Below are 21,375 nucleotides of genomic sequence, written 5' to 3'. Positions count from 1 at the left end.
CGCGAGGGGCCCCGCTCAACCGCCACGGATGAGTTGACGCAGATTGTTGATGACGGTGTCCAGGACGTCCTCTGAATCCACCAGGAACAGCTGCGCCTCCGCTGGATCCTCGGGTTCGAACTTGAATCTGCAGCCTTCGGCTGGCGTCATCCCAATCGATTTGTAGAAGCGCATCACGGACTGCACGCTTGGGATTGTAAAAAGAAGCAGGTGGTTGCTCTTGCAGAATTCAAGGATATGCAGGGCCAGCGATGCGAATGCGCTGCTGCCCCTGATTTCGGGGCGCAGGACGGCCCTGTTTGCTTCGATCAGATTGGGGATGTCGAGAACGGACAGATCCCGATCCGGCTGGTAGCCATGGACCTCGAATCGATCATGCAGCCTCCCGCAGATCCGGGCGCCCCCCACCAATCTGTCCTGGCTGAAGATACCGAAGCAGGTGGCGACGTCATCCCGGTCATCCAGCAACCTACGGTCAGAAACCCGGATTCCGGCGGGATTGTCTGGACTGAACTTCCAGCCTGACTCGTGGATATAAACATCGAAAAGCAGCCTTCGATAGCCATCCAACTCTTCTCTGCTCGTAAGGGTCCTGACTTCAAAGGAGTCTTTCATGGCGTCCTGTCGTATCTGACGCGGCTTCACTGTCGCCGCATCCCCTGGAACGAGCCGGCGCGGCGGAAATTGATGCAGACATTCCGCGGGCCAGGAAGGCGTCCGGCCAAGGGGAGGTGCGGTCGCACCCCTCCCAGGTAAAGGGACTCCACGGATTTTCTGCATCATTTTCCGGCTCACCGGCTCCATCGGTTCGCGGGGGAAACCGTTCGGGGCCTTTCTGCCAGGTCAGGTCTGACCTGGCAGGTCTGGGCTATCGAAACTGGACGGGCACCAGGAGCCAACATGTGGCAGTTCTTCATGGGGATGATGGTGGTGCTGGCCTGCTGTGCGCCGGGAGTGGCGGCCGGGGAGGGGCCTCCGGATGCGCGGCTCCAGGAGGCGCAGACGGCTTCAGACGAGGCGAACACGTCCTGGGACGCGGGGCGGTACGCGGAAGCCATTGCGCGGGGTGAGCGCGCGCTCGCACTGCGTGAGGCTGTGCTCGGGAGCGCCCATCCAGAGGTCGCCAGCTCTCTGGACATGCTCGGCCATCATCTCCTGCTTCAGGGGAACCCTGTCCGGGCCGAGCCGCTCCTGCAACGCGCGTTGGTCATCCAGGAAGCCGCCCTCGGCAAGGACCACCCGGAGGTCGCTCAATCGCTGACCCTCCTCGCCAACCTCTATTCGGACCAGCAACTGTATGAACGGGCCGAGCCGCTCCTGCAACGCGCGCTGGCCATCCGGGAAGCTGCCTTCGGAAAGAACCATCTTCTCGTTGCCGCATCGCTCAACAGTCTCGCAAAACTCTATTTGCATCAGCTCGCGTACGCTCGTGCCGAGCCGCTCTTCTTGCGCGCGCTGGCCATCCGGGAAGCCGCCCTCGGCCAGAACCACCTGGAGGTCGCTCAAACGCTCAACGACCTCGGCGACTCCTACTTGAGCCTGGGGTTGTACGCTCGTGCCGAGCCGCTCTATGTCCGCGCGCTGGCCATCCGGGAATCCTTCCTCGGCCAGAAGCATCCCGATGTCGCGTACTCGCTCTGGCTCCTCGCCGACCTCTACTCGTCCCAGGGGGTGGTCGCTCGGGCCGGGCCGCTGTCGTTGCGTGCGATGGCCGTTCGGGAAGCGGTTCTCGAAAACAATCCTCCCAACGTCGCGGACGCACTCCGTCAACTTGCTGATATCTACGTGCGCCTGGGATGGTTCGCTCGTGCCGAGCCGCTCTACGTACGCGCCCTTGCCATCCAGGAGGCGACCGTCGGCAAGGGCCATCCCCTCGTCGCTGAGTTGCTCTACCGTTGGGCTGTGGCCTATCAACTCCAGGGCCTGTACGGACGCGCCGAGCCGCTCTACGTGCGCGCGCTGGCCATTTGGGAAGCGGCCCTCGGCAAGAGCCATCCCATTGTCGCCAACCAGGTCGTCTCACTCGGAAACATCTACATGGCCCAGGGGTTGTATGCTCGGGCCGAGCCGCTCCTCGAGCGCGCGCTGGCCATTCGGGAGGCGGCCTTGGGCGAGATGCACTTTCGCGTCGCCCTCTCCCTTGGCAGTCTCGGCAGCCTCTACCTGGCCCAAGGGTTATACGCTCGCGCCGAGCCGCTCTTGAAACGCGCGCTGGCCGTCTTGGAAGCGAGCAATGGCAAACACTACCCCTATGTCGCCAGGCCGCTCAGCAATCTCGGCAATCTCTACCTGGCCCAAGGGTTGTATGCCCGAGCCGAACCGCTCCTGAAACGCGCGCTGGCCATCTCGGAAGCAGCGTATGGCAAGGATGACTTCGACGTCGCCGACGCGCTGCACGACCTTGCCAACCTCTACCTGGCTCAGGGTTTGTACGGCAAGGCCCGGCCACTCTACGAGCGCGAGCTCGCCATTCGGGGCGCGACTTCCGGCGAGAACCATCCGCGCAGCGCGGAAGTGCTCAACCACCTCGCGGTGGTCCACCTGGCCCAGCATCGCCTCTCCGAGGCCCTCCCGCTGCTGACCCACGCGTTCGCCATGTCCGAGCGGCGCCTGCGCCGGGAGGCACTCGGCTTCTCCGAGATGCACCTGTCCCGCTTCCTCCAGTTCCTTCGCACTGACGAGGAGCGGCTCTATGCGCTGCTGCGCGCTCATCCCGACGACGCCCGCGTCAGACGCCTGGCCCTCGGCGCCGCCCTGCTCCTCAAAGGCCGCTCCGTGGAGGAAACGGCCGATATCTCCCGGACCATCTACCGGAGCCTGGGCGCGCAGGACCGTGAAACCTTCGAGAGGCTGGGAGGACTGCGCAGCCAGCTGGCCCAGTTGTCACTCCAGGGCCCCGGTTCACTCTCACTGCCTGCCTACCAACAGCGCCTCCAAGAACTTTCCGAGCAGGGCGCGGCCCTCGAAGCCGACCTGGCCAGCCGCTCCGCTCCCCTGCGCGCGCTGACCGCGCTGCCGTCCCCCTCCGAGATTGTCGACCGTGTCGCCGCGGCCCTGCCCAGGGACGGCGCGCTCGTCGAGTTCATCACCTACGTGGACCGGCCGCTGGTGCCCAGGCCCGGAGCGCCCGGGTCCACGCGTCCCAAATCCCTGCGTTACCTGGCGCTGGTGCTCTTCCCTGACTCAACGACCCGCACCCTGGACCTGGGGCCCGCCGAGTCCATCGACTCCGCTGCCTCGCGCCTGAGAGACGCCCTGGCCAACCGGGATACCGCCTTCGAAGCCCCCGCCCAGGCGCTCTACCAGCTCGCCTTCCAGCCCCTGCTTCCGCTGCTGGGGGAGACCCGCCGCCTCTTCCTTTCGCCGGATGGACAGCTCGCGCTGGTGCCCTTTGCCGCCCTCCATGATGGCCACCAGTTCCTCGTGGAGGCCTTCGACTTCACCTACCTCTCCTCCGGCAAGGACCTGCTGCCTCGTCCCCAGGAGAGCGTGTCCCCAGGCTCGGTGGTCGTCCTCGCAAACCCGGATTTCAACGCCTCACTCCCAGCGCCCACTCACTCGAAGGGAGACGCTCCAACGGGGGCCGAGCGCTCCGCTTCTATTGGGCACTTCTTCTCCACGCTGCCCGCGGACGAGGCGCGAAGGGCCTGGGCGCTGACCCCACTGCCAGGCACCCTTCATGAGGCCGAGTCCATTCAGCGCCTGATTCCGCAGGCCCAGCTCTTCCTGGGCCCCGAGGCCACCAAGGAGCGGCTGATGCACCTGCCGACCCCTGGCATCCTCCATCTGGCCACCCACGGCTTCTTCTTGGGGAACGCGCCCGAGTCCACCACGGCTTCCCGCGCGGTTATCCACTTCGGTGCGCTGGGCGAGGACCCCCAGGCCCCCAGCCCCGCGGATCCTCTGCTGCGCTCCGGCCTTGTCCTCGCTGGGGCGAGTGCCTCAGTGCCCTCCGGCTTCAGCCCGGCCCCTCCGCCCGACAGCACGCTGGTGACGGCGCTGGAGCTGGCGGGCCTCGACCTCTGGGGCACCCAACTCGTCGTCCTGTCCGCGTGCGACACCGGCCGGGGCGACATCAAGCTGGGACAGGGTGTGTACGGGCTGCGCCGGGCCTTCCTCGTGGCGGGAGCGGAGACGGTGGTGATGAGCCTATGGAAGGTGGAAGACCAGACGACGAGCACGCTGATGGAGGCCTACTACCGCAACCTGTTGGCGGGCCAGGGCCGAGCCGCGGCACTGCGCGAGGCGATGCGGGAGTTGCGGCGGACCCAATCACATCCACACGCCTGGGCGCCCTTCATCGCCATGGGCCGGGATGCGCCCCTGCGCTCGCTCACGTCCAACTCCCACGAGGCGCAGCCCTCCCGAACAGAGGGGTGATTGGGCCCCGCCTATCGCGGCGCTCCGCAGGTGCTCAGGGCTTGCTTGACCTCCGCGGGATCCACTTCGGGCACGCGTTCCAGCCGTCGGGCCTGCTGCTGCGCTTCCGGACAGCGACCCTCGGCCACCAGCCACTGGATGGCCGGCACGCGGATCGCGACGTCCTCCAGCGTCGCCTTCTTCAACCAGTCATCGCGCCACGCGCCCCCGCAGGCCGCCAGCGTGGAATGCGTGGAGCAGATCCGAAAGCGGGCCCGGATGGATTCCCATTCCCAACCATTCTCCTGGGTCTCCAGTCTGGCGAACAGCGCCAGGGCCTCCTCGTAGCGCCCGGCCGTCTCCAACGCTTCGCCATACTCAAAGGTGCGCTGCGGAGCGCCCTGAAGCTTCGACCAGGCTTCGCGTCGGTTCTTCAGCTCCGCCGGCTCGGAAAGCCTGACGGTCTTCAGCACGGCTTCGTAGAACGCCTTGCGAGGCGGCGACAGGGGGCGTTTCGTGTACCAGCCGACCCGGTGGATCCGGGCTCCCTCCACGCGGGCCTGCTCGAAAACGCTGTGGCCCCCACTTGTGAGCGTCCAGGCCCGCCAGCCCTCTTGAAGCGCCGGGACCTCGGTCTGGGTCACGGGGCTTCCCAGGCGTCGCTCCCAGTCCTGCTGGAGCAGCTCCGGGTCCAGCTGATCAGGGTTCCGGAGCAGGTGGGACGCCGCGAAGACAGCGCTGTCGGACCCCGGACCCACCCCCCACGCATCCAGCCCCATGACCTTTCCCGGGTGGCTGGCCATGCGCCAGCAGACCGACAGCTCCAGCCCATCCTGGAGGACTCCGGCGGGCCGGCTCAGCGAGCAGAGCAGCGTCGGCGAGGATGCCAGGAGCCAGGCCAGTCCCGCCGGGAGCGCCAGGAGGCCCAGGCCGGCCCCCAGCGAGCGGAGCCGCGTCAGGGCCACGCCCGTGCGAGGTGCCAGCGTCTCCGGGCGGACCCACAGCGACACGGCCAGTCCTCCAAGGTAGCCGCCCACATGGCCCAGCACCGAGACCTTCGGCGCCGAAAAGCCAGCCACCAGGAAGAAGGCGAACAGCAGATAGGAACTCCAGCCATAGGCGCTGCGCTGCTCGCGCGGGATGGCTTCCCCCAGTCGCAGCCCCAGGCCGAGCTGGGCACCCCAGGCGCCGAAGGCCAGGATGGATGAGCCCACGACTGGCAGCACCGAGAACGGGACGATGAGCAGCGCCGCCATGAGGCTCGCCCCGAGCAGCACCAGCAGCAATCCCGTCATTCCCAGCACCCGCTCCACCCGGAAGCAGCTGTAGGCCAGGATTGGCAGGTTGAGTGCCAGGTGGCGGGCGCCGCCGTGGAGCCAGGGCGCCGTCCACGCGCTCCACCAGGCCGCATCGAGGACGGTGGGCTCGAACCCGACAGCGCCAAGCCGCTCGGGTTCCAGCCCCATCAGCCCGAGCCCGACCTGAAGGCCAAAGGCCAGGAGCAGCAGCAAGCACAGCAGCGTGGTGGCCCATGGAAAGGACTTCTTCGCCAGCCGCGCAGCCGCACGGGCCGCTGGCGCATCCACCGCCCCGGCCAAGGCCGCGATCGTCTCGATCCGGGCGAACAAGGTCCCTGTCCAGGGCTCGTAGCGGACCACGGCCGAGCCAGGCACCGTTCCTTTGCGGAGCGCTTCCTCCAGGTCCGAAGGATGCAGCAGGGTCTCCTCGTCATTCTCTCTCAGCTCAACCTGTTGCATGTCCCCCCCGTGAACCTTGACCCCGCGCGGCTTGAACACCTCATCCTCGTGCGTGGAGCTGGCATGCCAGAAGACGCTCGGCATTGGCATGTTCATTGTGACACACGCCCAGGGCGCTTCACCCCGGGCGAGGCTCCTGCCGCTACCCGCCGGAACTCGCGGGAGCGTCACTGCGCGCGAGCGGGGCGAGGTAGCGCGGCTCCACGGCAGGCACGCCCCCCGCGCCCTGCATCTTCTTGCCCGCGAGCTTCATCACCACGCCCAGGATGGTGAACATCAAGTGCAGCACGCCGAGCGGCTTGAGCACCATCTGCCCCGCGCGCGTCTGTCCTGCCTGGACGCGGTCGACTTCGGGCTGGCGCTCCTCCTGGATCCGCTCGAAGACCGCCGCGTCCAGCGGGCGCTCCGCCTGGAGTGCGTCCAGCAGGTGGTTGGCGGCCACGAACGTGTCGCGGATCGCGAGGTTCAAACCCTGTCCGCCGGACGGCGACATCGTGTGCGCCGCGTCTCCGAGGAAGAGCACGCCCGGCGCGTGCCAGCGGCGCACGCGGTCGACGATGATCTTCAGCACCTGCCATTCCGTCTGCTCGTCGAGCTTGCGCTCCACGTGGGGCCGGAGTGGCTCCGGCAGCGTGGGCAGCAGCCGGCGCCGCAGCTCCGGGAGGTCCTTGCGCAGCCGGTTGAGGTCACCCGGCTCGCTGTAGGCCAGGTGCAGCCGGTGGTTGGTGGAAGGCTGGAAGACGACGACGAGCCCCTTGCCGAACATGTGGACCTGGAGCGATTCGGGCAGCGTCTCCGGCGCATCGGAGAGGTCGAAGCGCAGCCAGAGCGCGTCGGCGGTCGTCTCGAACGACTCGGTCTCCAGGCCGCAGGACCTGCGCAGGTGGCTGTTGCGCCCGTTGCAGACGATGAAGAGGTCCCCGTCGACGCGGCCCTCCACTCCGTCATGACGGGTCTTCATCGCGACGACGCGCCCGTCTTCCTGGACGGCGTCGAGCACGGTGGTGCCGAAGTCCAGCTGGTAGTGGGGATGGCGTGAGCACAGCTCGTGTAGCAGCGCGAGCATCCCGGGCTGTGACACCACGGCCCCCCGCTCCTGGGGACCGGGCACTCGGACCGTGCGGTGCTTGCCCACGTACATGCGTCGCTCGATGTCTGGCAATGCGAGCCCGCGTTCGAGCAGCACGGAGAAGAGGCCTGCCTGCTTGAGCGCTTCGACGACCGACGCCTGCAGGAGCTCGCCGCGGAACTCGCGCTCGAAGTCGGGGTGGCGTTCCAGGACGCGGACCGGAACGCCGTTCGAGACGAGCTGGTAGGCGAGGACCATTCCTGCGGGTCCACCGCCGGCGATGACGATGCGAGGGGCCTTCATGGCGGCCCTTCTACCCGACTCCCGGCCGAAGGTATGTTGTGGGCATGGTGCCCCTGACCGACCACTCCGGACTGCCGCTCGCGCAGCGCACCGTGCTGGAGCGGGAGCTTGCGCCGCTCACCCTGCTCCAGGACGTGGTGCGCTGGGGATTCGCCCACGTGCCGCCGCGCGACGTGGCGGCGGTGGTCGTCCAGGACGAGTTCACCCATGACGTGGTGGTGCCGTGGGAGGACGAGCGGTACCTCGTCTTCGACACCACCTGACTGGGCGGCGTGAGCGCGGTCTCCGTGTGGGACCATCTACCTACCGCCGATGAACTCCTGGACGCCCGGCTCGCCGCCGGGTGGGCGCCCACGCCGACGAGCACCGTCGACGGGGACGTCGTCCTTGGCCATGCCGTGTGCCGGGTGCCTCGACCGGCAGCACCCGCGGAACCGTCAGACGGGGCCTAGCAGAGCCCGCCCCAGCGGACGTAGCCGTAGCCGCCGTAGCAGTTGTAGGGCGGGTAGCAGTAGAGGCCGCCACGGACCCAGTACTCGCCGTTCGACCAGAACACCGAGCTGTCCGTATTGAAGTGGTTGCCGTACTTCAGCAGGCCCGTGAGGGAGGTGCCCGTGGACGGCCCCTCGTAGACACCGAGCTCGGACCAGCACACGGAGTAGACCGTCTGCTGCTGGACCCGGCCCGGCTCGGACGAGGACTCCTCCGACGTGGGCTGCTGCTCCAGCTCTCCCGGCGTCTCCAGGGGCTCTCCACCGCACCCCATGCCAAACAGCGTGGCACCGCCAACAAGACACACGAGCATTCGCAGGTTCTTCATCTGAAGCTTCTCTCCGTGGAAGGGGCGCCCGGGGGGACACCTCAACCCAGGCCCCGAGCGGCCGGGCCTTATACAAGACGGGATTGATACACCGCAAACCTGACCCGGCGCGTCAGGTGGAGACCCTCAGAGCACCTGGCGCACGACCTCGTCGAGCTTCGCCTTCGGCACCGCGCCGACAATCTGTTTCACCACCTTGCCGCCCTTGAAGAACAGCAGCGTGGGCATCGCGCGGATGCCGTACTGCTCCGGCGTCACCGGGTGGTCGTCGACGTTGAGCTTGGCCATCTTCATCCGGCCCTTGTACTCGGATGCCAGTGATTCGATGACCGGCGCGATGACCCTGCACGGCGGGCACCACGTGGCCGTGAAGTCCACGAGCACCGGCTCGGACGACTCCAGCACTTCGCGCTGGAACTCCGCGTCTCCCAATTCAATGACATTCCCGGCCATGTTCCATCCTCCGTGAAGGCCGCCCGTCACACCGGGCCGCGCCCTGGGTTCACGGGAGGGATGTAATCGCGGGCCCGCACTGGGACGAGGGCCCCGCGCGAAACGCATTGTTCCGCCAGGAGCCCCTAGCCTTCCTCCCACGGCAGTGACTCGCCGCGCTCGGACAGCAGGTCCAGGAAGGCGCGCACCTTGAGGGGCAGCTGCCGGCTGCTCGGGTAGACGGCGAAGAGCGGCAGGCCCGGGGGCGTGACGGACGCGAGCACGGGGACCAGCAGTCCCGCGCGCACGTCATCCGCCACGAGCGAGGCCGGCAGTCGCACGATGCCCAGCCCCGCGCGCGCCGCCGCCTGCCCCGCGCGAACGCTCGGCACGCGCAGGCGCCCGGTCACCGGCACGATGCGCGCGGCTTTGCCCTCACCGAAGAACCACACCTCGTCGGAGCCGGGCTCTGCCAGGAGGACGCACTCGTGCGCCTGCAGCTCCTCGGGCGACTGGGGCGTGCCGTGGCGGCTCAAGTAGGCGGGGCTCGCATAGCAGCCCGTGCGCACCCGCCCCAGCCTGCGTGCCACCAGCGACGAGTCCGCGAGCGGCCCGGTGCGCAGCGCCAGGTCGTACTCCTCCGCGACGAGGTCCACGTGCGTCTGTGCGAGCGACACCTCCACGCGCAGCCGGGGCTGGCGCAGGAGGAGCTCGGCGATGACGGGCGTGAGCAGCTCACCGAGCAGGGACAGGGTCGCGATGCGCAGCGTTCCCTGGGGCGTGCCGCGCGACTCGCTCAGCGTCGCGTTCACCTCGCGGGCCTCGGCGACGAGCCGCGCGCAGTGGGCGTGGTACTCGCGGCCGGCCTCGGTGAGGCGCAGCCGCCGCGTGTTGCGCTCGAGCAGCCGGATCCCCAGCCGCTCCTCCAGGGCGGAGAGCCGCCGGCTCACCGTGGACTTGCGCAGGCCCAGGCGCTCCGCCGCGGACGTGATGCCGCCCGTCGTCACCACCTCCGCGAAGAGGAGCATGTCATCCAGCAGCGGGGGACTCGAGGCCACGGGGCAAGCCTATGCCTGGGGCGAGGGTGGGAGCGAGAAGACCGATTCCGCGTGGCCGGAGGCCGGTGCCCGGGGTCTTCCAGGCTCGCGTGCCGTGTCACGGCGCATGGAGGCCGGTGCCCCGCCGGTGGACGTGGTGGGAAGCGCCGGCCCGGCAAGGGGAGTTCCAGATGAAGGCGAACCGCTGGCTGTTGCTGGGGGCCCTGGGTGTGGCGCTCGGCGTCGTGGGATGCAGCAGTGGGACCATCAACCCGCCGGAGAATCCCCCGGCCACGGTGGATGCCGGGTCGGATGCGGGTGTGTCCATCCCCGACGCGGGGCCCGGCTCCCAGTGCATCAACGAAGGCGCGACGTGCAGCCGGGACTCGGGCGCCCAGTGCTGTACGGGCCTCTGTTCGGACACGGGCGTCTGTCCGGCCCCGAGCTCGCAGTGCACCGCCGCGGGCGCGGCCTGTGCCAGCGGCATCGAGTGCTGCACGAACAGCTGTCTGGACGGCAAGTGCTCCGCGCTCCAGTGCCTGGACGTGGGCAGCACGTGCGCCAGCGCGGAGGCGTGCTGCACCAAGGTGTGCGGCACGGACGGCAAGTGCGGGACGCTCCCGCCCAGCGGCACCAGCAGCTGCAAGGTGCCGGGACAGGCGTGCACCGGCGCGGGGGACTGCTGCTCCAGCAACTGCCAGGGGGGCGTCTGCAAGCAGGCGTATTCGTGCCAGGCCAACGACGACCTCTGCATGAAGGGGGCGGACTGCTGCGGCGGGGTGTGCTCGCAGGAGAACACCGGCACTCCGGGTCGCTGCGTGACGGTCAGCGGTGGCGGCGCGGGCAACTGCCTGCAGGACGGCAACCCGTGCTCGGGCGCCAGCAACTGCTGCTCGCGCACCTGCGTGGATCTGGGCTTCGGGACCACGGTGTGCCAGCCGGTGGGCGGCTGCCGTCCCACGGGTGACTACTGCACCAACGATGGCGCGTGCTGCGGCGGGGAGAAGCTGTCCAACGCGGTGGACTGCCGCGCGAGCCGCTGTGACAAGCCGAATGGCTGCAACCCGGTGGGCAACATCTGCGGCAGCGGCCAGTTGCCCGACGGCGGCATCATCGACGTGAACGCCCGCGAGGCCTGCTGCGATGGTCAGAAGGCCGTGTGCAAGGTGGACTCCTCCGGCGTGCCGCGCTGCTTCGGCGGCTGTCCGAACAACAACTGCCCGGCGGGCTGCCCCACGGGCTACACCGGCGAGGCGCCGTGCTGCATCGCGCAGGCGCAGGAGTGCCAGTTCTCCGACCAGTGCTGCGGCGGCGCGCGCTGCCTGCCCGGCGCGAATGGCGGCCTCACCTGCCAGACGGTGACGTGCGCACCGGTGGGCACGGAGTGTCAGCCGCAGGATTCGCAGTGCTGCGCCGGCACCACCTGCGTGCGCGTCACGGAGCTCACCTACGCCTGCCGGCCCGCGGTCATCTTCCCGGACGGCGGCACGGCCACCCTGGACGCGGGCACCGGCGGGGCGGACGCGGGCACCTGCGCCGCGAATGGGAAGAGCTGCGCGTCGGGGACGGCCTGCTGCTCCGGCATCTGCAACAGCGGCACGTGCGCGGCGCCCAGCGTCTGTCAGCCCCAGGGCCAGACCTGCACGTCCGCCGCGGACTGCTGCGCCGGGCTCGGCTGCCGCATCCCGGGCGGGAGCGTCAGTGGCACCTGCGAGACGGGGTCGACCTGTTCGGCCGCCGGACAGGCGTGCTCGCCCAACAGCCCGTGCTGCACGAACCTCATCTGCGGGACGTCCGAGGGAGGGGCCTGTGACGGGACGGCGCCGTGCGCGTGCAGTGTGATCATCGGCTGAGCCGGATCGTGGCATCGCGCTGAGCTGTCTCCTCCACCCCACGGCCCTGGGCGTGGAGGCAGCGCGATGCCCGACCTCGGCTCACGCGTCGCGAGGGCAGGCTGAAGGAGCTCCACGGGGGGCGTGCGGCACCTTACGGGAGGATGAAGTCCCGGGGACGCAGCGGCTCGGGCTGGGGCTCTCCCAGCGCTTCCAGCAGGTTGATCTCCGCCGTGCGGACCATGGCGAGCAGGGGCAGGTCGTTGGGCGCGTTCCCGAAGGGCTCCTCCAGCTCGTCGCTCAAGAGGTCCAGTCCGAAGAAGGTGTAGGCAATCATCGCGGAGAGCACGGGCGCGAACCAACCCATCGCCTCGGCGAGTCCGAAGGGCAGCAGCAGGCAGAAGAGGTACGCCGTGCGGTGCAGGAGCACGGTGTAGGCGAAGGGCAGCGGGGTGAGGCGGATGCGCTCGCAGGCGGTGAACACGCTCATCATGGCGTGCACCCGCTCGTTCAATGCGCCCCACGTGATGTCGGTCAGCCGGCCCTCCCGGAGCAGCGCGGCCAGCTCCACCTGATGCTCGCGCAGGAGGGCGTTCGGGCGATTCCCGCTGGCCAGCACGCGCGGGCGCTCGGGCTCCGCGACGAAGCGGGAGATGTCCTCCCCGGCGTCGTGGCCACGCAGGTGCGCGGCGAGCGCGTGCGCGAAGGCGATGCTGCGGTGCACGAGCCTCCGCGCCGCCTGCCGCCCCGCGACGGGCAGCTCCGCGCGCCCGTCGTCCAGCAGCGCGATGGCCGCGTGGGTGAACGCGCGCAGCTCGATGATGAGCGCGCCCCACTGCTTCCGCGCCTCCCACCACCGGTCGTAGCAGGCGTTGTTCCGGAACCCGAGGAAGATGGAGAGCGCGATGCCCAGCAGCGACAGGGGCGCGGGCGAGGTGACCGGGAGCCGCAGATACCCCTGCTTGAGCGTCAGGACGACGAGGCAGGCGAGCGCCGCGATGCCCAGCACGTGGGGCAGGACGCGCGGCAGGATGGTGCCGCGCACGACGAAGAGGAGCCGGAAGAAGCCAGGGCGGGGACGGACGATCACGAGCGGAACCTCGTGCTTCAAATCGCCTCGGGTCGCAAGGGTGCCGTACGCCCCGTTCCACGGAGTCACGCGCCGACACGCTGAGCAGGTCGGCCGGTTGAAGGGCGTCCCATCTGGACTGGCGACGGGTGGTTGCTATGGTCCAGGTCCTATGCGGAAGTCCCTACCTGGGAGGTGGTTGTTGCTCAGCGCATTGCTCGCTGGAGCCGCGATGGCGGAGGGCCGTGAGCCGCCTGGCATCCGGGCGCTCTTCCTTTCGGACCATCCCGACGCCGCGCCTCGACGCGTCTAGGTGAAGGGGCAGGTGGTGACGACCCTTCGCTTCGAGCAAGCGGTGGATGCGGCACGGACGCGTCTGGTGGGCGGGGAAGGCCGGTTCGAGCCCCTGGGCATCGTCGGTCGGAAGGTCATCCTGGAGCCTCGTCAGGAGCTGGACTCGGACGAGGGATTTTCCCTGATGGTGACCCTGGCCGACGGACGTGAAGTGCCTTTCCTCCTTCGCCCTCGGAAAGTAAGAGCGACCGGATGAATTCCCGTGAATGCGCGTTCCTGGGGTGTGTAGGCCTGCTGGGATTGTCGTTGGGCTGTGCCACGACACCGGGCGAGGTCCGACTCCGCGCCGACGGCACGCCCCTGTCAGAGAAGTGCCCGGAGAAGTCGCTGGAGGTCATGCGGTATCTGCAGCTCTTCGTGGGGGAGGCTGCCTGGGTCCAGCTGGATGCGAACCAGAGCCGCGCTCGCACCATCACGCTCTACGACTGTCCCATCGAGAGCGTGCTGGACGAGGACATCGGGACCCTGGAGGCGCCAGCCCGGCTCTATGGGCGTGTCTGGACGGGAGGGGCGCAGCCGGTCATCCGCTATTACGCGGCCAAGCGCATGCGGGGTGGGGACACCGTGCCCATCTGCGCGGTGGCGCGGCTCGGGTTCGGACAGCTGCGCAAGCTGCCGGAGTCCAAGCCGGGAACCGCTGTCCTGGACTCACCGCGTGCCGGCGTCTACATCGTCGATGAGTTCCGGTAGGGTTATCGTCTGAGCAGACCGCCATGTTCCGCATCGAGACAGAGAAAGAGTTTCTGCGCGCGTTTCGTTCGCGGGACCGCAAGTTCGTGGAGCTGCCCAAGGGCACGAAGTTCCCCCTCTTCGTCCGGGACTACTTCGCGTGGGTGGACCCCTACGGGGTGCGCGTCTTCCTCCTGTTCACCGCACCCGGAGGCAAGCAGCCCACGGGCATCGCCTTCCGCCGGGATCACCAGGGCGACAAGAGCCTGGTGCCCCAGGTGTGTGATTGGTGCCGCACCTCCGAGGCGGAGATTGGCCTGCTCACCACGGAGGTCGATTCAAAGCGCCGGGTGGGCGTGAACCTCTGCATGGACCTGCGCTGCGGCGAGCGGCTGGAGTCCGTGGCGAACCTGTCCGGTCGAAGCATCCTGGATGCCACCCAGCGGCTCGTTGAACGGATGGCCCGGTTCGCGAGCGAGGCGCTGGGCCTCCAGCCCGGCTCGGACGCGTGAGGCGGCGGGCGTTCAAGCCCGCCGCCCCCCTCAACGAACCACTCATCCCAGCTCGCGCAGGTGGTGGCGGAGCCGCTCCGCCACCGCGGCGGCGTGCGGCTCGACCAGCATCGAGTAGTGGTCTCCCGGCACCTCGTACACGGTGAGCTTGCCCGTGAGCCACGTGCTCCAGTCCGGCTGCTGCCCCGTGCTGGCGGCGGCCCGCACGAGGAGGGCGGGCCCCGAATGGCCACCGTGCGGCACGTAGCCGCGCTGGGCTTCGTAGAGCCTCTGGTAGAGGCGGTAGAGGCGCTCGGCGGTGTCCAGGTCCAGCGCCACGTTGCTCACGGGGGAGTTCCGGGCGACCTCCAGCACGGTGGCCAGGAGCTCGCGGCCCTCCAGCTTTCGCAGCTGCTCCAGGTCCAGGGGCAAGCCCTGCCAGGGCAGGCCGAGCGTCCGGGCGAAGAGGCCCAGGAGGCTGAGCGTGTCGGGCGCGGGGCGGGGCTCGGGCGTGGGCACGGTGGAGTCCAGGAGCGCCAGCAACTCCACCTGTTCGCCGACGGCCTGGAGCTGACGCGCCAGCTCCAAGGCGATGAGCCCTCCCAGGGACCAGCCCCCCAGCAGGTACGGCCCCTGGGGCTGCACGGTGCGAAGCTGGGCGAGGTAGTCGCGTGCCAGGGCCTCGACGGAGTCCGGGGGGAGCTCTCCTCCCTCCAGGCCCGACGCGTACAGGCCGTAGACGGGCCGGTGGCTTCCAAGCTGGCGGACCAGCTCCGTGTAGCCCAGCACGCTGCCGCCACCGCCATGGACGAGGAAGAGGGGCCGCAGGGGCGACGTGCCCGCGTCCAGCCGCAGCAGGTTGGGCGTGGGCTGGGCGGACTCCTGCAATGCCAGCCGCGCCAGGCGCTCCACGGTGGAGTGCTGGAAGAGGACGGAGACGGGAAGCGGGCGGCCGGTCTGCTCGCGGATGGCGGCCATCAGCCGCAGGGCCAGCAGCGAGTGGCCGCCGAGATCGAAGAAGCTGTCGGTGACGCTGACGCGCGGCACGCGCAGCACGTGCGCGAAGGCCTGTGCGAGCCGCTCCTCCAGGGGCGTGCGGGGCGCGACGTAGGCGTCGGCCGAGGAGGCGGCCACGGACTCGGGCGCCGGCAGCGCCTTGCGGTCGATCTTGGAGTTGGAGGTGAGGGGCATGGCGTCCAGGCGCACGAGGGCGGAGGGCACCATGAACTCCGGCAGCCGGGTCCTCAGGTGCGCGCGGAGGGCCGTGGCGTCGAAGGGCTCGGGGGCCACGACGTAGCCCACGAGGCGCTTGTCGCCGGGCACGTCCTCGCGCGCGAGGACGAGGGCCTCGCGGACCTCGGCGTGGGTCCGCAGCGCGGCCTCGATTTCGCCCAGCTCGATGCGGAAGCCGCGCACCTTCACCTGGGTGTCGGCGCGGCCGAGGAACTCCAGCACGCCGTCGTGCCGCCACCGCCCGAGGTCTCCGGTGCGGTAGACGCGGGCCCCTGGCTCCGACGCGAAGGGGTTGGGCAGGAAGCGCTCCGCGGTGAGCGCGGGCTGACCGACATAGCCGCGCGCCAGCCCATCTCCGCCCATGTAGAGCTCGCCTGTCACTCCCGAGGGCACGGGTTGCCCGGAGGCATCCAACACATACACCTGCGTGTTCCCCACCGGATGGCCCAGGGGGACGGCGCTGCCCACCTGCGCGGCGGACGTGAAGCGGTGGCTCGTGGCGAAGACGGTGCCCTCCGTGGGGCCGTAGCCGGCCGTCACGGGGATGCGCAGCTCCTCCAGCACGCGGCGCACGTGGGTCGCGGGGATGACGTCACCCCCGGTGAGCACCTGGCGCACGGAGCGCATCGCGGGGAGGTGGGTGTCCACCACCTGCGTGAAGAGGCCGACGGTGATCCACAGCGTCGTCACTCCGTGGCGCACCAGCACCTGCTCCAGCTCGTGCGGATCCGACGGTGGATGCGGCGGGAAGATCGCCAGCTTCGAGCCGTGCAGCAGCGCGCCCCAGATTTCAAAGGTGGACGCGTCGAAGGAGAGCGGCGCCATGTGCAGCAGCGTCTCCTCGGGCCCGAGGCGGAAGTCCTTGCCGAAGAGGGTGCGCAGCACGGCGGCATGCGACGAACCCACGCCCTTGGGCCGGCCCGTGGAGCCGGACGTGAAGACGATATAGGCGAGGCTGTCGGGCAGGGCGGCCCGTGGGGGCGCGTGCGTGGGCTCGGCGTCCAGTGACAGCTCCTCCAGCACCACGGCGCGCGGCCCCTGCAGGTGCAGCTTCGGCAGCAGCGCGCGCGAGGTGACGAGGACGCGGGGGGTGGCGTCCTCGACCATGGCGGCCAGACGCTCGCGCGGGTAGGCCGGATCCAGCGGCACGTACGCCGCGCCGGCCTTGAGGATGGCGATGAGCGAGACGAAGAGCTCCAGGGAGCGCTCCAGCGCGAGGCCCACGCGCGAGTCGGTGTCCACGCCCAGCGCGCGCAGGTGCCACGCGAGCTGATTGGCGCGTGCGTCCAGTTGCCGGTAGGTGAGGTGCGAGTCCCCGAGCTCGACGGCGACCTTGTCGGGGAAGCGGGCCACCACCTGCGCGAAGACCTCCGGCATCGTGGAGCCACGCGGGTAGTCGGTGGCGGTGGCGTTCCAGTCCACCAGCATCCGCTGGCGCTCGGCCTGCGTCAGCATGGACAGGGTTCCGAGGGGCGCCTCGGGGCGGGCCACGAGTCCTTCCACCAGCGTGCGGAAGTGCTCCGCCATGCGCGCGGCCGTGTCCGGCTCGAACAGGTCGGTGTTGTAGCTCAGGGCTCCCGTGTAGCCCTCCGGGGACTCCGCCAGGCCCAGCTCCAGCTCGAACTTGACGGTGGCCTCCTCCACGTCCAGGGGACGCAACGTCAGCTCCTGCCGCCGGGGTGCGCGCAGGGAGGCGTTCCGCAGGGAGAAGGCCACCTGGATCAGCGGGCCCCGGCTCGGGTCTCGCGCCGGCCGCAGCTCTTCGACGAGCCGCTCGAAGGGCAGGTCCTGGTGGGTGTACGCCCCCAGCGCCATCTCCTTCACCTCGCGCAGCAACTGGAGGAACGACGCGCGGCGATCCACCCGGGCGCGCAGCACCAGCGTGTTGACGAAGAAGCCGACGATGCCCTCCAGCTCGCCCAGGTGGCGGCCCGCGATGGGCGAGCCGACGGCGAACTCCTGCTGCCCCGAGTAGCGCGAGAGCAGCACCTGCCAGGTGGCGAGCAGGGCCATGAAGGGCGTGGCCCCCTCCTGGTGGCTGAGCGCCTTGAGGCCCTGGGAGGCCGCGTGCGAGAGGACCACGGGCACCTGGGCGCCGTGGAAGGTCTGCACGGAAGGACGGGGCTTGTCCGTGGGCAGCTCCAGCGCGTGGGGCACGCCCGAAAGCTGCTGCTTCCACCACCCCACCTGCTGCTCCAGCACCTCTCCCTTCAGCCAGTCGCGCTGCCAGGCCGCGTAGTCCGCGTACTGGAGCGGCAGGGGCGGCAGGGGGGACGGCAGCCCCCGCGAGAAGGCCAGATAGAGGGCGGCCATCTCCTCGACGAGGACGCGACTGGACCAGCCGTCCGAGACGATGTGGTGCACCGAGACGAGCAGCACGTGACGCTGCTCGGACAGGCGCAGCAGGGTGGTGCGGATCAGCGGGGCGACGGCCAGGTCGAAGGGCGTCAGCGCTTCCTCGTGCGCGAGCCGCCGGGCCTCCGCGTCCCGCTGCGCCTCCGGCACGTGGCCCAGGTCCACCCGGGCCAGGGGCACGTCCGCATGCGGGTGGATCCGCTGCTCGGGCTCGCCGTCCTCGCGCGTGTGGAAGGTGGTGCGCAGCGCTTCGTGGCGCTGGACGAGCTCCTGGAGACCTCGGGCCAGGGCCTCGGGGTTCAACGGGCCGTCGAGCCGCACCGCGGCGGGGATGTTGTAGAAGGGGCTCCCCGGATGGAGCCTGTCGAGGAACCACAGGCGCTGCTGGGCGAAGGACAGCGGCAGGGGGCCGTCGCGGGGGACGGGCACCAGCGGAGGCATCCGCACGTCGTCGTGGGAGAGCCCGGCGCCTTCGATGCGGGAGGCGAGCGCGGCGACCGTGGGCGACTCGAAGAGCGCGCGCAGCGGCAGCTCCGCGCCCGTCTCCGTGCGCACCCGTGAAACCACCTGTGTCGCCAGCAGCGAGTGCCCACCCAGCGCGAAGAAGTCATCCTTCACGCCCACCCGGGCCACGCGCAGCACGTCGGCCCAGATGGCCGCGAGCTTCGCTTCCAGCTTCGTGCGCGGCGCTTCGTAGGTGTCATCGGAGGGCTGCGCCTCCGGCTCGGGCAGGGCCTTGCGGTCCACCTTGCCGTTGGCATTGAGCGGCAGCGCGCCCAGCACCACCACCGTCCCGGGCACCATGTACTCCGGCAGCCGCTGGCGCAGGTTTGCCTTCAGTGACTCCGCTTCCAGCGTAGCTCCGGCCTTCGCCGCGACGTACGCGACGAGGCGCTTGTCGGCGCCGTCTCCCTTCGCGACCACCACGGCGTCCTTCACGGACTCCTGCTGGCGCAGGGCGGATTCGACTTCACCCAATTCGATGCGGAAGCCTCGCACCTTCACCTGGAAGTCCACCCGGCCCAGGTACTCCAGCACGCCGTCCACCCGGTACCGCACCCGGTCTCCCGTGCGGTACATGCGGCTGCCTGAAGGGCCGTGCACTTCCGGCAGGAACCTCTCCGCCGTCAGGTCCGGCCTCAGCAGGTAGCCGCGCGCCTGTCCTTCGCCCGCGAGGTACAGCTCTCCCGCCACGCCCACCGGCACCGGCTGCAGGAACGCGTCCAGGACATAGGCGCGCGTATTGGTGAGCGGCCGGCCGATGTTCGGCACCTCCTCTCGCCCCACCCGCGACACCGTCGAGTACGTCGTGTCTTCCGACGGGCCGTAGAGGTTGTAGAGCTTGCGCACCGTGGGGACGCCGTACACCTGCTTCGCCAGCGTCTCTGGCAGCGCTTCGCCCGCGAGGTTCACCACTCGCACCGATGGCGGCACCGCGCCCAGCCGCACCAACTGCGCCATCGCCGAGGGCACTGTGTTGATGAGCGTGACTTCGGCGTCCAGCTTCTCTTCGGCCAGGTGCAGCGCATCGCGCACCACCACGACGCTGCCGCCGCGTACCAGCGGCGCGAACAGCTCGAACACCGACAGGTCGAAGTTGAGCGACGTCGCCGCCAGCACGGCCTTCGTCTCTTCCTCCTCGAACGTCTCCTGCGCCCACGTCAGGAACGCCACCGCGTTCCGATGTGTCACCGCCACGCCCTTCGGACGGCCCGTGCTGCCCGACGTGTAGATGAGATACGCCACGTTCTCCGGCCGTACTTCCGTCGGAAGCGCCAGGGTGGATTCGTGGGCCAGGGCCTCGTCGCGGTCCAGGCACACCGCCTGCGCGGTGAAGGTCGGCAGGGCTTCCAGCAGGTGCGAGTGCGCCACCAGCGCCGGGCCCCGCGCATCCTCCAGCAGCCAGCCCAGGCGCTCCTTCGGGTAGCTCGGATCCAACGGCACATACGCGCCACCGGCCTTCAGGATGCCCAACGTCCCCACCACCACGTCCGCCGTGCGCTCCACGCACAAGCCCACGCGGACCTCGGGCCGCACGCCCAGTTTGCGCAGTCGGTGCGCCAGTTGGTTCGCCTTCGCCTCCACCTCCCGGTACGTCAGCCGCTGCTTGCCGCTGATGACCGCGACCGCATCGGGCGTCTTCCGGGCCTGCGCCTCGAAGAGCTGGGGAAGCGTCGAGTCGCGCGGGTACTCCGCCTGCGTCTGGTTCCACGTCACCAGCAGTTGCTTCCGCTCACCTTCCGTCAGCAGGGGCAGTTCGCCCACGCGCGTGTCCGGGCGGGCCACCGCGGCCTCCAGGAGCGTGCGCAGGTGCTCCACCATCCGCGCGATGGTGGCGGGCTCGAACAGGTCCGTGCGGTAGCCCAGCGTTCCGTGCAGGCCCTGCGGCGTGCGCGCCAGGTCCAGGGTGAGGTCGAACTGCGTCGTCTGGTAGTCCTGCTCCAGGGGCAGCAGCCGCAGCGGCGTGGAGCGGCCGGGCCCGCTGGCCAGCGTCACGGGCTGCAGCGGTGCGTTCTGCAGGGCGAGCAGGACCTGGAAGAGGGGCGAGTGGCTCAGGCTGCGCCGCGGCTGCAACGCCTCCACCAGCTTCTCGAACGGGGCGTCCTGGTGCTCATAGGCCGCGAGCGTGGTGGCGCGCACCGTGCCCAGCAGCTCGCGGAACGTGGCCTTCGGGTCGACGTGCGTGCGCAGCACCAGCGTGTTGACGAAGAAGCCGATGAGGCCCTCCGTCTCCTCGCGCGTGCGGCCCGCGATGGGCGAGCCGAGGGTGACGTCCTCCTGCCCGGCGTAGCGGGAGAGCAGCACCTGGAAGGCGGACACCAGGCCCATGAACAGCGTGCCGCCCTCGCGCTGGCTCAGCGCCTGGAGGGACTCGGTCAGCGCTCCCGACAGTCGGACGGGGACCTGGGCGCCCCGGTAGGACTGGACGCTCGGACGCGGCTTGTCGGTGGGCAGCTCCAGCAGGGGCGGCACTCCGGCGAGCTGCTGCCGCCAGTAGTCCATGATGTGCTCCAGGACCTCGTCCTTGAGCCACGCGCGCTGCCACGCCGCGAAGTCGACGTACTGGACGGGCAGGGGCGCCAGCCGGGGTTGCTGTCCCGACGCATGCGCCGCGTACAGCGCGGTCAGCTCCCGCACGAGCACGCCCATGGACCAGCCGTCGGAGACGATGTGGTGCAGGTTCAGCGACAGCACGTGCGCTTCGGGGCCCAGGCGCCGCAGCGAGACGCGCAGCAGCGGCCCTCGTGACAGGTCGAAGGGACGCAGGGCTTCTTCACGCAGCCCCTGCTCCAGCGCGGCATGGGCGGCGTCCGGAGCCAGCGCGCCCAGGTCCACCTGCTCCAGTGCGCGGGGCACCGCGGGGAGGATGACCTGGACGGGTTCGCCCTCTTGCGAGACGAAGACGGTGCGCAGTGATTCGTGCCGCGCGATGAGCGCGGCGAAGGCCTGCTCCAGCGCGGCCACGTCCAGCGTGCCCTCGACCCGCAGGGCCATGAAGAGGTTGTAGGCGGCGCTGCCGGGCTCGAGCTGATCAATGAGCCACAGCCGCTGCTGCGCGAAGGACAGGGGCAGGTCGGCGTCGCGCGGCACGGGC

At 69.8% G+C, this 21,375-nt stretch carries 14 protein-coding genes; 6 read left to right on the top strand and 8 right to left on the bottom strand.

What is annotated here, in order from left to right; translation table 11 throughout:
* Positions 1 to 15: 15 nt before the first annotated feature.
* Entirely contained in the window at positions 16 to 615 is a 600-nt protein-coding gene (locus D7V93_RS03930) for a hypothetical protein (protein ID WP_120642075.1), read from the bottom strand.
* Between the two features lie 285 nt (positions 616 to 900).
* Here D7V93_RS03930 and D7V93_RS03925 point away from each other — a divergent pair, with 285 nt between their 5' ends.
* Complete coding sequence (locus D7V93_RS03925; RefSeq protein ID WP_208722910.1) at positions 901 to 4,380, top strand: CHAT domain-containing protein; 3,480 nt, start codon at positions 901 to 903, stop codon at positions 4,378 to 4,380.
* 11 nt (positions 4,381 to 4,391) lie between these two features.
* On the opposite strand, the gene D7V93_RS03920 is transcribed toward D7V93_RS03925, so the two are convergent.
* Positions 4,392 to 6,116, bottom strand: a complete 1,725-nt coding sequence (locus tag D7V93_RS03920; RefSeq protein ID WP_158623642.1) for a rhomboid family intramembrane serine protease — start codon at positions 6,114 to 6,116, stop codon at positions 4,392 to 4,394.
* A 142-nt stretch (positions 6,117 to 6,258) separates the two neighbouring features.
* Positions 6,259 to 7,488, bottom strand: a complete 1,230-nt coding sequence (locus D7V93_RS03915) for an FAD-dependent monooxygenase (protein WP_120642073.1) — start codon at positions 7,486 to 7,488, stop codon at positions 6,259 to 6,261.
* Between the two features lie 44 nt (positions 7,489 to 7,532).
* On the opposite strand from D7V93_RS03915, the gene D7V93_RS03910 reads away from it, so the two are divergent.
* Positions 7,533 to 7,751 (top strand): hypothetical protein, encoded by a 219-nt coding sequence (locus tag D7V93_RS03910; protein WP_120642086.1) that lies wholly within the window; start codon positions 7,533 to 7,535, stop codon positions 7,749 to 7,751.
* 185 nt (positions 7,752 to 7,936) lie between these two features.
* On the opposite strand, the gene D7V93_RS03905 is transcribed toward D7V93_RS03910, so the two are convergent.
* The 3 genes from D7V93_RS03905 to D7V93_RS03895 form a co-directional block, all read right to left on the bottom strand.
* Positions 7,937 to 8,308 carry a hypothetical protein gene (locus tag D7V93_RS03905; protein WP_147451033.1) on the bottom strand — a complete coding sequence of 124 codons (372 nt, stop codon included), beginning with the start codon at positions 8,306 to 8,308 and terminating at the stop codon, positions 7,937 to 7,939.
* Between the two features lie 126 nt (positions 8,309 to 8,434).
* Entirely contained in the window at positions 8,435 to 8,761 is a 327-nt protein-coding gene (gene trxA, locus D7V93_RS03900; protein ID WP_120642071.1) for a thioredoxin, read from the bottom strand.
* Positions 8,762 to 8,886: 125 nt separating this feature from the next.
* Positions 8,887 to 9,798 (bottom strand): LysR family transcriptional regulator, encoded by a 912-nt coding sequence (locus D7V93_RS03895; RefSeq protein ID WP_120642070.1) that lies wholly within the window; start codon positions 9,796 to 9,798, stop codon positions 8,887 to 8,889.
* A 170-nt stretch (positions 9,799 to 9,968) separates the two neighbouring features.
* Between D7V93_RS03895 and D7V93_RS03890 the strand changes: the two genes are divergently transcribed.
* Complete coding sequence (locus D7V93_RS03890; RefSeq protein WP_120642069.1) at positions 9,969 to 11,630, top strand: hypothetical protein; 1,662 nt, start codon at positions 9,969 to 9,971, stop codon at positions 11,628 to 11,630.
* Between the two features lie 133 nt (positions 11,631 to 11,763).
* On the opposite strand, the gene D7V93_RS03885 is transcribed toward D7V93_RS03890, so the two are convergent.
* A complete protein-coding gene (locus tag D7V93_RS03885; RefSeq protein ID WP_120642085.1) occupies positions 11,764 to 12,699 on the bottom strand; it encodes a bestrophin family protein in 936 nt (311 codons plus the stop codon).
* A gap of 292 nt (positions 12,700 to 12,991) precedes the next feature.
* On the opposite strand from D7V93_RS03885, the gene D7V93_RS03880 reads away from it, so the two are divergent.
* From D7V93_RS03880 to D7V93_RS03870, 3 genes are read left to right on the top strand one after another with little or no spacing between them, the layout of a single operon-like run.
* Positions 12,992 to 13,228: a DUF2381 family protein gene (locus D7V93_RS03880; protein WP_167509432.1), complete on the top strand. Its 237-nt coding sequence runs from the start codon at positions 12,992 to 12,994 to the stop codon at positions 13,226 to 13,228.
* The gene (locus D7V93_RS03875) at positions 13,225 to 13,722 is read left to right on the top strand and encodes a hypothetical protein (RefSeq protein ID WP_120642068.1); all 498 of its coding nucleotides are present in this window, start codon (positions 13,225 to 13,227) and stop codon (positions 13,720 to 13,722) included. Before D7V93_RS03880 ends, D7V93_RS03875 begins: the two co-directional genes overlap by 4 nt.
* Before the next feature lie 23 nt (positions 13,723 to 13,745).
* Positions 13,746 to 14,213, top strand: a complete 468-nt coding sequence (locus tag D7V93_RS03870) for an FBP domain-containing protein (protein ID WP_120642067.1) — start codon at positions 13,746 to 13,748, stop codon at positions 14,211 to 14,213.
* A gap of 42 nt (positions 14,214 to 14,255) precedes the next feature.
* Here the strand turns inward: D7V93_RS03870 and D7V93_RS03865 are convergent.
* The coding region (locus tag D7V93_RS03865; RefSeq protein ID WP_147451032.1) for a non-ribosomal peptide synthetase at positions 14,256 to 21,375 on the bottom strand (7,120 nt) is incomplete at its 5' end.

The sequence above is a fragment of the Corallococcus llansteffanensis genome (assembly GCF_003612055.1).
GTDB classification, from domain to species: Bacteria; Myxococcota; Myxococcia; order Myxococcales; family Myxococcaceae; genus Corallococcus; species Corallococcus llansteffanensis.
Note: the sequence above shows the minus strand (reverse complement) of the source record. Positions and strands in the feature narration are given on the sequence as shown.

Coding starts and splice junctions, on each gene's coding strand:
- D7V93_RS03915 (WP_120642073.1), bottom strand. CDS start 7,488: ATGAAGGCCCCTCGCATCGTCATCGCCGGCGGTGGACCCGCAGGAATG.
- trxA (WP_120642071.1), bottom strand. CDS start 8,761: ATGGCCGGGAATGTCATTGAATTGGGAGACGCGGAGTTCCAGCGCGAA.
- D7V93_RS03875 (WP_120642068.1), top strand. CDS start 13,225: ATGAATTCCCGTGAATGCGCGTTCCTGGGGTGTGTAGGCCTGCTGGGA.
- D7V93_RS03930 (WP_120642075.1), bottom strand. CDS start 615: ATGAAAGACTCCTTTGAAGTCAGGACCCTTACGAGCAGAGAAGAGTTG.
- D7V93_RS03905 (WP_147451033.1), bottom strand. CDS start 8,308: ATGAAGAACCTGCGAATGCTCGTGTGTCTTGTTGGCGGTGCCACGCTG.
- D7V93_RS03890 (WP_120642069.1), top strand. CDS start 9,969: ATGAAGGCGAACCGCTGGCTGTTGCTGGGGGCCCTGGGTGTGGCGCTC.
- D7V93_RS03870 (WP_120642067.1), top strand. CDS start 13,746: ATGTTCCGCATCGAGACAGAGAAAGAGTTTCTGCGCGCGTTTCGTTCG.
- D7V93_RS03910 (WP_120642086.1), top strand. CDS start 7,533: ATGGTGCCCCTGACCGACCACTCCGGACTGCCGCTCGCGCAGCGCACC.
- D7V93_RS03920 (WP_158623642.1), bottom strand. CDS start 6,116: ATGCAACAGGTTGAGCTGAGAGAGAATGACGAGGAGACCCTGCTGCAT.
- D7V93_RS03925 (WP_208722910.1), top strand. CDS start 901: ATGTGGCAGTTCTTCATGGGGATGATGGTGGTGCTGGCCTGCTGTGCG.